16 protein-coding genes are annotated in these 13,836 nt (G+C 68.8%); 10 read left to right on the top strand and 6 right to left on the bottom strand.

Annotation, left to right across the window (positions count from 1 at the left end; all coding sequences use genetic code 11):
• From AB0I19_RS28880 to rdgB, 5 genes are all read left to right on the top strand, one after another.
• The coding region (locus AB0I19_RS28880) for a hypothetical protein (protein WP_357153184.1) at window positions 1–257 on the top strand (257 nt) is incomplete at its 5' end.
• Window positions 254–958 (top strand): rhomboid family intramembrane serine protease, encoded by a 705-nt coding sequence (locus AB0I19_RS28875; RefSeq protein ID WP_357153181.1) that lies wholly within the window; start codon window positions 254–256, stop codon window positions 956–958. The genes AB0I19_RS28880 and AB0I19_RS28875, both read left to right, overlap by 4 nt.
• 69 nt (window positions 959–1,027) lie before the next feature.
• Window positions 1,028–1,792: a cyclic nucleotide-degrading phosphodiesterase gene (locus tag AB0I19_RS28870; RefSeq protein ID WP_067498289.1), complete on the top strand. Its 765-nt coding sequence runs from the start codon at window positions 1,028–1,030 to the stop codon at window positions 1,790–1,792.
• A 69-nt stretch (window positions 1,793–1,861) separates the two neighbouring features.
• The gene (gene rph / locus AB0I19_RS28865; RefSeq protein WP_067498292.1) at window positions 1,862–2,626 is read left to right on the top strand and encodes a ribonuclease PH; all 765 of its coding nucleotides are present in this window, start codon (window positions 1,862–1,864) and stop codon (window positions 2,624–2,626) included.
• A gap of 2 nt (window positions 2,627–2,628) precedes the next feature.
• Entirely contained in the window at window positions 2,629–3,234 is a 606-nt protein-coding gene (gene rdgB / locus AB0I19_RS28860) for an RdgB/HAM1 family non-canonical purine NTP pyrophosphatase (protein WP_357153178.1), read from the top strand.
• A 168-nt stretch (window positions 3,235–3,402) separates the two neighbouring features.
• Here rdgB and AB0I19_RS28855 read toward each other — a convergent pair whose 3' ends face one another.
• From AB0I19_RS28855 to AB0I19_RS28845, 3 genes are all read right to left on the bottom strand, one after another.
• A complete protein-coding gene (locus AB0I19_RS28855) occupies window positions 3,403–3,744 on the bottom strand; it encodes a DUF3817 domain-containing protein (RefSeq protein WP_067498394.1) in 342 nt (113 codons plus the stop codon).
• A gap of 26 nt (window positions 3,745–3,770) precedes the next feature.
• Entirely contained in the window at window positions 3,771–4,199 is a 429-nt protein-coding gene (locus AB0I19_RS28850) for a transcriptional regulator (protein WP_357153175.1), read from the bottom strand.
• Window positions 4,200–4,272: 73 nt separating this feature from the next.
• Window positions 4,273–5,229: a helix-turn-helix domain-containing protein gene (locus AB0I19_RS28845; protein ID WP_357153172.1), complete on the bottom strand. Its 957-nt coding sequence runs from the start codon at window positions 5,227–5,229 to the stop codon at window positions 4,273–4,275.
• Window positions 5,230–5,335: 106 nt separating this feature from the next.
• On the opposite strand from AB0I19_RS28845, the gene AB0I19_RS28840 reads away from it, so the two are divergent.
• Window positions 5,336–6,274 carry an NADP-dependent oxidoreductase gene (locus AB0I19_RS28840; RefSeq protein WP_357153169.1) on the top strand — a complete coding sequence of 313 codons (939 nt, stop codon included), beginning with the start codon at window positions 5,336–5,338 and terminating at the stop codon, window positions 6,272–6,274.
• Here the strand turns inward: AB0I19_RS28840 and AB0I19_RS28835 are convergent.
• The gene (locus tag AB0I19_RS28835) at window positions 6,262–7,137 is read right to left on the bottom strand and encodes an oxidoreductase (protein WP_357153167.1); all 876 of its coding nucleotides are present in this window, start codon (window positions 7,135–7,137) and stop codon (window positions 6,262–6,264) included. The two genes, AB0I19_RS28840 and AB0I19_RS28835, sit on opposite strands and share 13 nt — an antisense overlap.
• Before the next feature lie 39 nt (window positions 7,138–7,176).
• Window positions 7,177–8,097, bottom strand: a complete 921-nt coding sequence (locus tag AB0I19_RS28830; RefSeq protein WP_357153165.1) for a sigma-70 family RNA polymerase sigma factor — start codon at window positions 8,095–8,097, stop codon at window positions 7,177–7,179.
• A gap of 113 nt (window positions 8,098–8,210) precedes the next feature.
• Here AB0I19_RS28830 and AB0I19_RS28825 point away from each other — a divergent pair, with 113 nt between their 5' ends.
• The 4 genes from AB0I19_RS28825 (at window position 8,211) to AB0I19_RS28810 (ending at window position 12,998) form a co-directional block, all read left to right on the top strand.
• A complete protein-coding gene (locus AB0I19_RS28825) occupies window positions 8,211–8,843 on the top strand; it encodes a TetR family transcriptional regulator (protein WP_357153163.1) in 633 nt (210 codons plus the stop codon).
• A 67-nt stretch (window positions 8,844–8,910) separates the two neighbouring features.
• A complete protein-coding gene (locus AB0I19_RS28820) occupies window positions 8,911–10,950 on the top strand; it encodes an MDR family MFS transporter (protein ID WP_357153160.1) in 2,040 nt (679 codons plus the stop codon).
• A 59-nt stretch (window positions 10,951–11,009) separates the two neighbouring features.
• Window positions 11,010–11,639: a PadR family transcriptional regulator gene (locus AB0I19_RS28815; protein ID WP_357153157.1), complete on the top strand. Its 630-nt coding sequence runs from the start codon at window positions 11,010–11,012 to the stop codon at window positions 11,637–11,639.
• 150 nt (window positions 11,640–11,789) lie between these two features.
• The gene (locus AB0I19_RS28810) at window positions 11,790–12,998 is read left to right on the top strand and encodes an FAD-dependent monooxygenase (protein ID WP_357153154.1); all 1,209 of its coding nucleotides are present in this window, start codon (window positions 11,790–11,792) and stop codon (window positions 12,996–12,998) included.
• Window positions 12,999–13,019: 21 nt separating this feature from the next.
• Here AB0I19_RS28810 and AB0I19_RS28805 read toward each other — a convergent pair whose 3' ends face one another.
• Window positions 13,020–13,811, bottom strand: coding sequence for a helix-turn-helix transcriptional regulator (locus tag AB0I19_RS28805; RefSeq protein ID WP_357153151.1), 792 nt, complete (start codon window positions 13,809–13,811; stop codon window positions 13,020–13,022).
• Window positions 13,812–13,836: the final 25 nt, after the last annotated feature.

The raw sequence follows: 13,836 nt of genomic DNA, 5'->3' as shown, positions 1-13,836 counted from the left end.
ACGCGCCGCGCGACGTGGTCACCGTGTTCATCCCCGAGTACGTGGTCGGTCACTGGTGGGAGCAGGTGCTGCACAACCAGTCGGCGTTGCGGTTGGCGCGGCGGACCCTCCTCGGGGTCGGGTCGTGCGGGGTTGGGAGTGCGGTCATGGCCGACTCGGGGGCGCGTTGTGGTTGGGCATTGATGGCCGGTTTTCGCGTGTTCTGGGCGGTACCCTCGGGAGTGAGCGGTGTCGGCCCGGCCGAGTGGAGGCGATGACAGTGAGCGGTGGGGTTGGGGCCTCGTTCGATCCGGAGCGTGTTCGGGGGCTGGGCAGTGGCGGTTCGTCCGGGCGTCGGGGTGGGTCGGTGGTGTCGGCGGCGGTGGGGATCGTCGGGTTCGTGGTGGCGCTGTTCGTCATCGAGGGCATCGACATGGTGCTGTCCTACGATCGGCCGCCGGGGGCGGCGAACGAGCTCGACGGTGCGGGGATCGAACCGCGTGCGGTGAGTGGGCTCGACGGGATTCTGTGGGCGCCGCTGCTGCACGGTGGGTGGGACCATTTGCTGGCCAACAGCCTGCCGTTGCTCGTGCTCGGGTTCATCGTGTTGCTCTCGGGGATCGGGCGCGGTATCGCCGCCACGGCGATCATCTGGGTGATCGCGGGGGTGGGGACCTGGCTCACGGGGCAGACCGGGAGCGTGCACATCGGTGCGTCCTCGATCGTGTTCGGGTGGCTCACCTATCTGATCTGCCGGGGATGGTTCGCGCGCAATGTCGGGCAGATCGTGGTGGGGCTGGTGATCTTCCTGATCTACGGGTCGATGCTGTGGGGCGTGCTGCCCACGGACCCCCGAATTTCTTGGCAGGGGCATCTTTTCGGGGCGGTGGGTGGAGTGCTGGCGGGCTGGGTACTCTCTGGTGATGAACGTCGACGCCGCCGTGAAGCATCGGTCGGCCGCGCACTACCAACGCGGTAACCGGGGATCCGGTCTGGAGAATGGGGGGATCCTGCAGTGAGTACCAGCCCGTCGTGGCAGCATGAGGGCATGCGCCTTACCGTTCTCGGGTGCTCGGGCAGTGTGTCCGGCCCGGACTCCCCAGCGTCGGGGTACCTGTTGACCGGCCCGGATATGCGTCCGACCGTCATCGACTTCGGGCCGGGCGTGTTCGGCGCGCTGCAGAAGCACCTGAACCCCGGTGATGTCGACATCTTCCTCACACACCTGCACGCGGATCATTGCCTCGACCTGCCTGCCCTGCTCGTGTGGCGTCGATACCACCCCAATCCGCCCACCGGCAAGGCGCTGGTCCGCGGCCCGTCCGACGCGGCCTTACGCATCGGCAACGCCTCGGCCGAGATCGGCGGCGAAACCGACGACTGGTCCGACGTGATCGACTCCCAGGCGTGGACCGAGAACGTCCCCGTCCCCTTCGGCCCGGGTCACACGGTCGAGGCGCGCCGCATGTACCACCCGCCGGAGTCCTACGGTCTGCGCATCACCGCCGCGAGCGGCCGCGTGTTCGTCTACACCGGTGACACCGCCATGTGCGACGCCGTCGTCGAACTCGCCCAGGGTGCCGACGTGCTGATGGCCGAGGCGTCCTGGACCCACGATCCCGCGAATCGTCCTCCGGGCATTCACCTTTCGGGCACCGAGGCGGGCGAGATCGCCACCCGCTCGGGCGCCAAGGAACTGCTGCTCACCCATATCCCGCCGTGGACCTCGCGCGAAGACGTCATCGCCGAGGCCAAAGCGGCCTTCGCGGGCCCGGTCCACGCGGTCGCACCGGGCGAGACCTTCGACCTGTAGCGCCACGGCCCCGGCACCTCGACGAGGGGCCGCGAACACGGACGCACGCCGACGGGCATAATCCCTACCGTGTCGAGACGAGCCGATGGTAGGGCGGATGACGAACTCCGCGAGGTCAAGATCACCCGAGGTTTCACCTCGCACCCGGCCGGGTCGGTGCTGGTGGAATTCGGGCAGACCAGGGTGATGTGCACCGCCAGCGTCACCGAGGGGGTGCCGCCGTGGCGGCGCGACTCGGGCCTGGGCTGGCTCACCGCCGAATACGCGATGCTGCCCGCCGCCACCCACACCCGCAGCGGGCGTGAGTCGGTGAAGGGCAAGGTCGGCGGGCGCACCCAGGAGATCAGCAGGCTGATCGGGCGTTCGCTGCGCGCGTGCATCGACCTGGCCGCGCTGGGGGAGAACACCATCGCGCTGGACTGCGACGTGCTGCAGGCCGACGGCGGCACCCGGACCGCCGCCATCACCGGCGCCTACGTCGCGCTCAGCGACGCCGTCACCTACCTGGCCGCCGCGGGCAAACTGGCCGACCCGCAACCGATTTCGTGCATGATCGCCGCGGTGAGCGTCGGCGTCGTCGACGGCCGGGTGCGCCTGGACCTGCCGTACGAAGAGGATTCGCGTGCCGAGGTCGACATGAACGTGGTCGCCACCGACACCGGAACCCTCGTCGAGATCCAGGGCACCGGCGAAGGCGCCACCTTCCCCCGCTCCACCCTCGACAAGCTGCTCGATTCGGCGCTGGTCGGCTGCGAGGAGCTGTTCGCGATCCAGAAGGCCGCCCTCGCCCTGCCGTACCCGGGTGAGCTGCCCGAACCGGCGGGGAAGAAGTAACCGTGGGCACGCGCGTGCTGGTCGCCAGCCGAAATGCCAAGAAGCTGAAGGAATTGCGCCGCATCCTCGACGACGCGGGTGTCGCCGGGATCGAACTGGTGAGCCTCGACGACGTGCCGCCCTACGAGGAGGCCCCCGAAATCGGTGCCACCTTCGAGGAGAACGCGATCGCCAAGGCGCGTGACGGTGCTGTCGCAACCGGATTGCCTTGTGTGGCAGACGATTCCGGTATCGAGGTGGACGCTCTCAACGGGATGCCCGGTGTGCTGTCGGCCCGTTGGGCCGGTCGTCACGGCGACGACGAGGCCAACAACGCCCTGCTGCTCGGTCAGCTCGGCGACGTCCCCGACGAACGGCGCACCGCCCGCTTCGTCTCGACCTGCGCCCTCGTCCTGCCCGACGGCACCACCACGGTGGTCCGTGGCGAATGGCCGGGCACCATCGCCCGCGAACCGCAGGGCGAAGGCGGCTTCGGCTACGACCCGCTCTTCCACCCCGACGGCGGCCCCCGCAGCGCCGCCGACCTCACCCCCGCGGAAAAAGACGCCGCCTCCCACCGAGGCCGCGCCCTCACCCAGCTCCTCCCCGCTTTGGCGGCCCTGGCCTGAGTTCCGAGATCACCACGCTCTGGTGGTGGAGCCCACCCGGCCGATGCCGCCATCAGGGCCACGCGTCCAGTCGAGGGCGCTCGGCATCGATCAAGATCACCACGCCGTGGTGGCGGGGCTACTCGCGAGATGCCGCCACCAGAGCGTGGTGATCGAGAGCCCAGGACCTCAGAGGTTGTACTGGGCTTTGACGTCTTTGGCGTTGCGGTGCTCGACGAAGAAGGAGAGCAGGGGGATGGTGCCCGCGATGAGGGTGCCGACGGTGCGGGCGATGGGCCAGCGGACCTTGACCGCGAGGTCGGCGGTGACCAGCAGGTAGGCGAAGTACACCCAGCCGTGCACGAGCGCGATCCAGCGCGGGGTGTCCATGCCGAAGCCGTACTGGGCGATCATCTCGGCGGTGAGTAGCAGCAGCCACAGACCGGTGAACCAGGCGAGGGCGCGGTAGCGCAGCAGCGCGGAGGCGATCTTGGCGTTGCCCGCCGGTGCACCGGTAGCCGGTTTGTCCAGCGACGGTGCGGTGGTGTTGTTGTCGGTCACCCGGCGTTCCTCTCAGGGGCGTGCAGACCGGCGGCGCGGGTCTGCGCATCGATATCGCTGGCGTGCAATCGCGCCAGGTACTGGTTGTAGGCAGCGGTCTCCGGGTCGTCCGCGGCGGCGGCCTTGGGCCGTTCGGGCAGGAGCCCGGCCGGAATCTCGCGCGGCGCCTCGGCCTTGCTCGCGCGCGGCGCGGCGGGCTCGCCCGCCTCACGCTCGAGACGCACGAACCTGACGTAGGCGAACACCGCGAACGCCGCGAACAGCGGCCACTGCAGCGCGTACCCGAGGTTCTGCCCGGTTCCGGTCGCGGAATCGAACCGTTCCCACTGCCACCAGGCCAGTGCGAGACAGCCCAGCGCGACCACGACGACCAGCGCGATCAGCGCGGGCCGGTTGTACGCCGGGCGGGAAGGTCGATCAGACACACACCCACGGTACCCGCCTACTACACGTTGCGTAGGAGCAGGTCGCGGCCCACAAACCCGGTCGAGGCAGGCGTCACAGCTGCGCGGCGCGGAAGGTGTGGCGGTAGGTGGTGGGGGGGACGCCGATGGTGGTGGCGAGATGCTGGCGCAGGGAGGCTGCGGTGCCGAGGCCGGACTCGGCCGCGACGCGGTCGATGGGCAGGTCGGTGGCCTCGAGCAGGTGACGGGCCAGGTCGACGCGCTGGCGGATGAGCCACTGGCCGGGCGGGAGGCCGGTTTCCTCGCGGAAGCGGCGGCAGAAGGTACGCACGCTCATCCGGGCGTGGGCGGCGAGTTCGGCGAGGGGCAGGGGGCGGTCGAGGTGGGTGAGCGCCCAGGCGCGGGTACCGGCGGTGCTCGCGGTCCCCGATTCGGGCATCGGCCGATCGATGAACTGGGCCTGACCGCCCTCGCGCCACGGTGGCACGATGCACAGCCGCGCCACCCGGTTGGCGACGGCGCTGCCGTGGTCGCTGCGCAGCAGGTGCAGGCACAGGTCGATGCCCGCCGCGCTGCCCGCGGCGGTGAGGATGCGCCCGTCGTCGACGAACAGCACGTCGGCGTCCATGCGCACCCGGGGGAACTCGCGGCGGAACCGTTCGGCCTGGTTCCAGTGGGTGGTCGCGGGTCTGCCGTCGAGCAATCCGAGCGCGGCCAGCACGAACGCCGAGGTGCAGAAGCTGACCACCCGGGTCTGCGGGCGCCGCAACGCGTCGGCCACCTGCTCGGGTAGGCGATAGCTCGCGTGGTCGTCGCATTCGTTGAACGGCGGGATGACGACGATGTCGGCGTCGTCGAGGGCACTGCTGTCCCACTCCACCGCGATCGTGAAGTCGGCGTTCGTGCGTACCGGCGCGCCGTCGAGGCTGCAGGTGCGGATTTCGTAGAGCGGGCTGCCGTCCGCCGCGACCGCCGTCCCGAAGATGCGGGCCGGGATCCCGAGTTCGAAGGGATACACGCCGTCCAGGGCCAGAACCACCACGCGCTGCATGGCAAGATCCTTGCATATATTGGCCTTCTTGCCACTCGTCGGCTTTCCCGATACCCGGCATTGTCTTTCCCGTACGGAAACGGCAACGCGCACAGAAGGAATTGACATGCGGGCAATCAGACAGGACACCTTCGGCGGACCCGAGGTGCTGCGGGTGATCGACGTCGACCGGCCGGAACCCGGCCCGGCGGAAGTGCTGATCCGGGTACACGCGGCGGGTGTGAACCCGACCGACTCCTGGCATCGCGCCCTGGGCGGGCTGCGAGGCGCGATCACCCCACTCGGCTGGGATGTGTCCGGTGTCGTCGAGGCGGTGGGCCTCGGCGTCACCTTGTTCGCCCCGGGCGACGAAGTGTTCGGCATGCCACGACACCCGCACCCGGCCGCAACCTACGCCGAGTACGTCACCGCGCCGGCCCGCCATCTCGCCCACAAACCCACGAACCTGAGCCATCTCGAGGCGGGCGGTCTGCCGCTGGTCGCCCTCACCGCGTGGCAGGCGCTGGTCGACACCGCCGATGTGCGGCCGGGACAGCGTGTGCTGGTCCACGCCGCGGCGGGCGGTGTCGGACAGGCGGCGGTGCAGATCGCGAAAGCGCGCGGTGCCCATGTCGTCGGCACGGCCCGCGCCGACAACCACGAATTCGTCCGCGGCCTGGGCGCCGACGAGGTCATCGACTACACCACAACGGCATTCGAGGAAGTGGCCCGCGATATCGACGTGGTGGTCGACACCATCGGCGGCGAATACGGGCCACGCTCGCTGCGCACCCTCCGACCAGGTGGCATCGTGGTCTCCCTCGCCTCACCCGCCGAGGCCGCGCTCGCCGACATCGCGCGTCCGCTGGGATTGCGGGCCCAGTTCATGATCGTCGAGGCCGATCGCACGGGCATGCTCGCGATCGCGGATCTGGCCCGCGAGGGCGCCCTGCGCGTGCACGTGGACACCGTGGTGCCGCTGGAGTCGGCGAGCAAGGCGCACGAGATCGCCGACACCCAGCGCACGCGGGGCAAGATCGTGCTCGAGGTCGCTCAGAACTTGTAGGCGACGCCCGTCATCCGCTCCGATTCCTCCCAGAGGCGCCGCAACAGTTCGGGATTGCGCGACAGCGAACTCGACGGGCACGCCTCGACCGGACCCTGCGACTGCATGAGCCGGTTCGGACCCCAGTAGACGGTGGGATCGGCATCGGATTCGGTCGCGGCGAACAGGGTGGAGTGGGCGGCCTTGGCAGGCGGGTGGCCGATGAGGCGGATGACGGGCTTGCTCACCCGGTCGAGCAGCGTTTCGGTGCGGGCGAACAGGTCGGTCGCCGAGACACCGGGGTGCACCGCGTAGGACTTCTGCTTCGCACCCGCCTCGCCGAGGCGGCGCTGCAGTTCGCGGGCGAACATCAGGTTGGCCAGCTTCGCCTGGGCGTAGGCGAGATTGCGCTGGTAGCGACGGTTCTCGTAGTTCAGGTCGTCGATCCACAGCTTGGGGGTCTGCTTGTGGGCGATGCTGGCCAAGGTCACCACCCGGTCGCGGACACGGTCGAGCAGCAGACCGGTGAGGGCGAAGTGACCGAGATGGTTCACACCGAACTGGGTTTCGAACCCGTCGGCCGTCCGTGAGAACGGCACGTTCATCAGGCCCGCGTTGTTGACGAGCACATCGAATTCGCCCTGCTGCTCGGCGAATTCACGCACGGAGGCCAGGTCGGCCAGATCGAGGGCGGCCACCCGCACGTCGCCGGGGATGGCGGCGGCGATCGGTTCCGCCTTGGCCTTGTTGCGACAGGCCATGATCACGGTGGCGCCCTTGGCGGCCAGCACCTTCGTGGTCTCGGCGCCGAGGCCGCCGTTGGCGCCGGTGATCACGAAGGTGCGGCCGGTCTGGTCCGCGATGTCAGCTGGTTTCCATGCCATGCCCCGACCTTACTCTCGAGTAAGATCGATCGGAAGTGGTCAGCCGAGCAACCCGGCCAGCGTACGGGCACACGCGGGCCTGCGCAGCTTGGTCATGGCCTTCGCCTCGATCTGCCGGGCACGCTCCCGGGAGACCCCAAGCTGCGAACCCACTTCCTCCAGTGTGCGGGCCTCACCGCGGTCGAGGCCGAAACGCAGCCGGATGACATCGGATTCACGCTCGGTGAGCCCGGCCAGGGCCGCCTCGACATACCCGCGGAGCATCCGCTCGGCGACCAGCTCGGCAGGTGGGGGCGCGGTGTCGGGCAGTACCGAGCCGAGTTCGGTGTCCTCCCCGAGCGGTGTCTGCAACGACACCGGTTCTGCCTCGTGGCGCAGCGCCGCGGTCACCTGGGCGACGGTGAGTTCGGCCCGCTCCGCGATCTCCTCGGCGGTGACCGCCCGGCCGAGCTCGTGGGTCAGCTCGCGACGCACCCGCACGACTTTGTGCAGGACATCGGCCACATTGGACGGCAACCGGATGGTCCGCCCCTGGTCGGTGAGCGCGCGACCGATGGACTGGCGGATCCAGTAGGTGGCGTAGGTCGACAACTTGAGCCCGCGGCGGTGGTCGAACTTGTCCACCGCGCGCATCAGCCCGAGGGTGCCCTCCTGGATCAGGTCGAGCAGCGACATCCCGGTGTTGGTCGGGAAGCGACGGGCGATGGACACCACCAGGCGCAGATTCGCCCGAACCATATGGTCTTTCGCGCGCTGCCCATCGAGCACTGTGCGCTGCAACTCCTTCCGCCGTGACGCGGAGAGCTCGACTCCCGCCGAAGCGTTCTCGTCGAGCTCTGTGCGGGCCTCGACGCCCGCGGCGATGCGTGCGGCGAGGGCGTATTCCTGCTCGGCCGTCAGCAGGGGCGTGCGGCTGATGGCGGTGAGGTAGTCGCGGATGGGATCGGCGGTGACAGTCAAGGAGGACTCCCGTTCGGCGAAGGAATGTCGCTCGCGGCGACGAACACAAACTTAGGTCGAACATAAAAATATGTCAAGAACAATTTTGGGACGAGTTCAGTTACGCTGAGGACATGACTACGCAGCAGGGGTTACGGGCCAGGAAGAAGCAGCAGACCAGGGAGCAGATCTCGCATCGGGCCACGGAGTTGTTCCTCGAACGCGGCTTCGACAAGGTGACGATCGCCGAGATCGCCGCGGCCGCCGACGTGGCGAAGATGACCGTCACCAACTACTTCCCCCGCAAGGAAGACCTGGCCCTGGATCTCGGCGCGGCCTACGTCGAACAACTCGCCGCGATCGTGCGTGAGCGCGCCCCCGGTCAGTCCGCACTGGCCGCCCTGCGCGGCGCCTACCTCGCCGCCGTGGCCGCGCAGGACCCGGTGATCGGTTTCAGCGGCGCGCCGTTCGCCAAGATGATCACCGACAGCCAAGCCCTCACCGCCCGGTTGCGGGAGTTCCACGACGAGCGGGAGGCGGCGCTGGCCCGCGCACTCGCCGAGGAGACCGCCGCCGCGCCCGACGACATCATCCCTCGGGTAGCCGCCGCACAGCTGGCGGGCGTGCATCGCGTGTTGTTCGAGGAGATCCTGCGTCGTACCCTCGCGGGCGAGTCGGGCGACGAGATCGCCGCTGCCCTCACCGATTACGCCGAGGTCGCCTTCGACGCGCTCGAACCGGGGCTGGCCGGGTACGCCGTGCGCTGAGATATCGGTCCGATTGCTGCCGTGTCACTGGGCTCTCGCCGGGCGCGGCAACGCCCATACTGGGGCCATGCCGGATGGTGTTGCTGTAGACGAGCCCGTCGCGCCGATGAGCAAGACCAAGATCAATCTCGTATTCGCCACGGTGGTGCTCGGCATGCTGATGGCCGCGCTCGACCAGACCATCGTGTCGGCCGCGCTGCCCTCGATCGTCGCCGATCTCGGCAGCGCGGGGCACATGGCCTGGGTGGTCACCTCGTACCTGCTCGCCGAGGCCGTCGCGACCGTGCTCGCGGGCAAACTCGGTGACCTGTTCGGCCGCAAACTGCTGTTCCAGATCAGCGGCATCATCTTCATCGCCGGCTCCGCGCTGGCGGGCATGGCAGGCGGCATGCCGATGCTGATTCTCGCGCGCGGTATCCAGGGCGTCGGTGCGGGCGGGCTGATGGTCACGTCGATGGCCTTGATCGCCGACACCATTCCGCTGCGCGAACGCGGCAAATACCAGGGTGCGCTCGGGGCGGTCTTCGGCATCACCACGGTTCTCGGTCCCACGCTCGGCGGGCTGTTCACCGACCACGCGAGCTGGCGGTGGTGCTTCTATGTGAACGTCCCGGTGGTCGTCGTGATGCTGGTGATGGCGGCGCGGACGCTGCCGAAACTCGCCGCCCGCACCCGGCCGGTGATCGACTACCTCGGCATCGGCCTGGTCGCCGTCGGTGTGTCGGCGCTGATCCTGGGCCTGGAATTCGGTGGCAACGAGTATCCGTGGGGTTCCTGGCAGATCATCGGGCTGTTCGTTCTCGCCGTCGTGCTGCTCGCCGCGTTCGTGCGCGTGGAGAACCGGGCGAAGGAGCCGATGCTGCCGATGCGGTTGTTCCGCAGCCGCGTGTTCACGGTGTCCTCGGTGCTCAGTTTCATCGTCGGCTTCGCCATGCTCGGCTCGATGACCTACCTGCCCGCCTACCTGCAATACGTCGACGGTGTGTCGGCGACGGTGTCGGGTGTGCGCACCTTGCCGCTGGTCGTCGGCCTGTTCATCACCTCGATCTTCTCCGGCCAGGTGGTCGGCAAGACCGGCCGGTACCGGTATTTCCCGATCGTCGGCATGGCCGTGCTCGCCGTGGGCCTCGGCTTGATGTCGACGATGGACCGGCACACCAGCGTGTGGCTGGAATCGCTGTACATGCTGATTCTCGGCGCGGGCCTCGGGCTGGGCATGCAGGTGCTCACCATCGTCGTGCAGAACACCGTGCCCTACGCCGACCTCGGCACCGCGACCTCCGGCGTCACCTTCTTCCGCACCCTCGGCAGCGCGTTCGGCACGGCGGTGTTCGGCACGCTCTACAGCAACGAGAGCAAAACCGCCCTCGCCGAGGCGATGCGGGCGGCACCCGGCGTCCCGCCCGAGGCGGTGGCGGATCCGAAACTGCTGCGTGAGCTGCCCGTCGAGCAGACCGCACCGATCGTCGACGCCTACGCCCGCTCGATCGACCATGTCTTCGCCTGGGTGGTTCCCGTGGCGCTGCTCGGTTTCGTCGTCGCCTGGTTCCTGCCGCAGGTGCGGCTGCGCGACAGCGCGCGCCACGGTGCGGGCGACGTGGGCGAGGGGTTCTCGGTGCCGGACTCGCACGACCGGGTGGTGCAGCTGGAACGCTCGGTCGCGGCGACCGTCCGCAAGGCGCGGGCGAAGGGCCCGATCATTCCCGAACTCATCGCCGCCTCGGGCAGCCGGTTGAGTCCGGACACCGCGTGGGCATTGGGGCAGGTGTACCTGTACGGCAAACAGGACATGCCCGCCACCGTGTACGGCATCGCCTACCGGCACCGGCTCCCGGTCGAGGTGCTCGCCCCGGTCTTTCGGCAGGCGGCCGACGCGGGACTGCTGCACGCCGAGGCGGGCACCCTCACCCTCACCGACACTGGTCGCACCGAGGTCGACACCTTGCGGGCCGGGTGGCGGCGCTGGCTGGGTGACCGCCTCGACGACTGGAACTGCGAGGACCCCACCGATCGGGCCCTGCTCGACGAGGCACTGTCGAAGATCGCCACGAAACTCCTCGACGAAGGCGCCGACGGCGATCGTGGGGCCAAGGTCTATACCGGTTGACCACGCCTTGTCACCGATTACTCGTAGACGTATATTCGTAGACGAGTAAGGAGGCGGCCGTGGCGACGAAGCGCAAGGTGAACAATCTGCTGGCGCTGGCCGTGCTCTCGGTCATCGTGCAGCGCCCGATGCACCGCTACGAGATCGCCGCGACCCTGCGCGCGCAGGGCAAAGACCGTGACATGGACATCAAGTGGGGTTCGCTGTACACGGTTGTGCAGAACATGGCCAAGGCCGGCTTCCTCGAGGTCGTCGGTAGCGAGAAGGAGGGGGCGCGGCCCGAGCGGGTGATCTACCGGATCACCGACGCCGGCCGCGCCGAAATGGCCGACTGGACACGCGAACTCCTCGCCGAACCCGAACCCGAACACCACCGGTTCACCGCCGGTCTGTCGATCCTGGCGATTCTGCCGCCCGACGAGGTGATCGACCTGCTCGGCACCCGCGTCGCCAGGCTCGAGGAAACCATCGCCCGCATCAAGAGCGACCTCGGCGCGCTCACCCTGCCGCGGCTGTTCCTCGTCGAGACCGAATACGGCCTGGCGATGCTGGAAGCCGAGGCACGCTGGGCACGCGCGCTGCGCGCGGAACTGGTGGCGGGCACGTTCGACGCGCTCGACCAATGGCGGCAGTGGCATGCCGACGGCATGCCCGCCGAAACAGCCCCGGCGGAGAGGAGCGCGGACTAACTCAGCATGCGAAAGACCCCGAGCCCGGTGGCGTGCGGCAACACCCCACCGAGCCCGGAGAACCGTCCCGAAACCAGGCGCACCCGGCCTCGAGGCTGGCAACCACAGGATAGCTGGGTGACGCCATAAGTCCCGATCTGGAGATCACCCATGTCCATTCATTCCGCCCTGATCATCGGCGGTGGCATCGCCGGACCCGTCGCCGCGACCGCCCTGCGTAAAGCGGGCATCGCCGCCCACGTCTACGAGGCCTATTCCGGCCCGTCCGAGGGCATCGGCTCCGGGCTGGCGCTGGCGCCCAACGGCATCGCCGCCCTCGACATCCTCGGCGCCGGTGACCCGGTGCGCCGTATCGCCTCACCCGTGTCCGGGATGCGCCTGCGTGTCGGTGGCCGCATGCACGAGCTTCCGACGCTGTCGGATCAACCACCGTTGCAGCTGGTCGACCGTGGCGAGCTGCACCGCACACTGCACGACCATGCCGTCGCCGCCGGGGTGCCGTTCACCTATGACAAGCGCTTGACCGGTGTCGACGAACACGACGACGGCGTCACCGCGCACTTCGCCGACGGGTCGAGCGCGACCGCCGATATCCTCGTCGGCGCCGACGGAATCCGCTCCACCGTCCGGGGATTGATCGATCCGTCCGCACCCGGCCCGCACTACACCGGCATGCTCGGGTTCGGGGCGCAGGTCGACTTCGACATCGACGTTCCCGACGACACCATGGTGTTCGCCTTCGGCGCCAAGGCCTACTACCTGTACTGGAAAGGGGCCGACGGCCAGATCGCATGGGGCGCGAATCTGCCGAGTAAACAGTACCTTTCGTTCACCGAGGCCAGGGCGAAATCACCCGAGTACTGGCTGCGGATCCTGCGCGACACCTACGCGCCCGACACACCGGGCGGTGAATTCGCCCGCCGCACAACGGCCGACACCCTCGAGATCACCGGTGCGCTGCACATCATGCCGCCGGTGCCGCACTGGTATCGCGATCGGCTGGTCCTGGTGGGCGATTCGGTGCACGCGCCGTCGAACAGTTCCGGCCAGGGTGCGTCGCTGGCCATCGAAAGTGCCGTCCAACTGGCCCGCTGTCTCCGCGACATCGACTCGCCCACAGCCGCGTTCGCCGCCTACGAACGGTTGCGGCGGTCGCGGGTCGAAGGCATCACGGCCCGGGCCGCGAAGGTCAATCGCAGCAAGACACCGGGTCCGGTCGCCCGCAAGATGATGAACGCGGTCATGCCGCTCATGGTGCGGACGGTGATGAACCCGGAGAAGACGATGGGCGCCGAACGTCGCTACCGCATCGACTGGGATGAGCCGGTGCAGCGCGAAATCGCCTCGGCCGCTTCCTGATCCGTGCGCGGCGCGGTGGATTCAGCGCCGGGATGCTCGCAGACGCAGGATGCGGGCGGACTCCTCGTCTGCGGGCAGGAACGCCTCGAGATGGAGCTCGGCGAGAGTGACATCGGTCGCGGTGGCGAACGAGGTGAGAGTGGTGATCAGGCGAAGGTCGCCGTCGTCGGTGCGCAGATGCAAGGGGACGGCGAAGCCGACGTGATCGGGTCCGACCGCGACAGTCGGCAGATAGCCCGACAGTTCCTCGATGAGCGCGTCGACGGCGGGGTCGGGGGTGTGAGCGGCCCGGGTGCGCAGTGAGTCGATGATGTGCCTGCCCCATTCGGGCAGGTTGCGCACTCGCGGCGCGACCCCGTCGGGGTGCAGCGCCAACCGGAGCACGTTCATCGGCGCACGTAGCAGGTGTTCGGCCACACCCTCGGTGAACAGGTCGAACGCGGCATTGGCCGTGACCAGTTCGCCGCGTGGGCGGGCGACCAGCGCCGGATACGGCAGGTGCCCGTCGAGAACGGCGGTGAGCGCCTCCCGTACCGGCGCCAACTCCGGGGCGGCCAGATCGCTTTCGGGAAACACCGGGGCGAAACCGGCGGCCAGGAGCAGGTTGTTGCGATCACGCAGCGTCAGCTCGAGGGATTCGGCCAGCCGCACCACCATCGTGCGACCCGGCTGGGACCTGCCCTGTTCGAGGAAGCTCAGGTAGCGCTGACTCGTCTCGGCACGAATCGCCAGGTCGAGCTGGCTGACCCGGCGCAGGGTGCGCCAGTGCCGCAGTTGCGGGCCGAAGGCGGTGCTGGTCTGCGCGATCGTCATGGTGCGAGTCAACCGCGCACGAGTA

It is taken from the genome of Nocardia sp. NPDC050413, assembly GCF_040655475.1.
Lineage (GTDB): Bacteria > Actinomycetota > Actinomycetes > Mycobacteriales > Mycobacteriaceae > Nocardia > Nocardia coubleae.
Note: the sequence above shows the minus strand (reverse complement) of the source record. Positions and strands in the feature narration are given on the sequence as shown.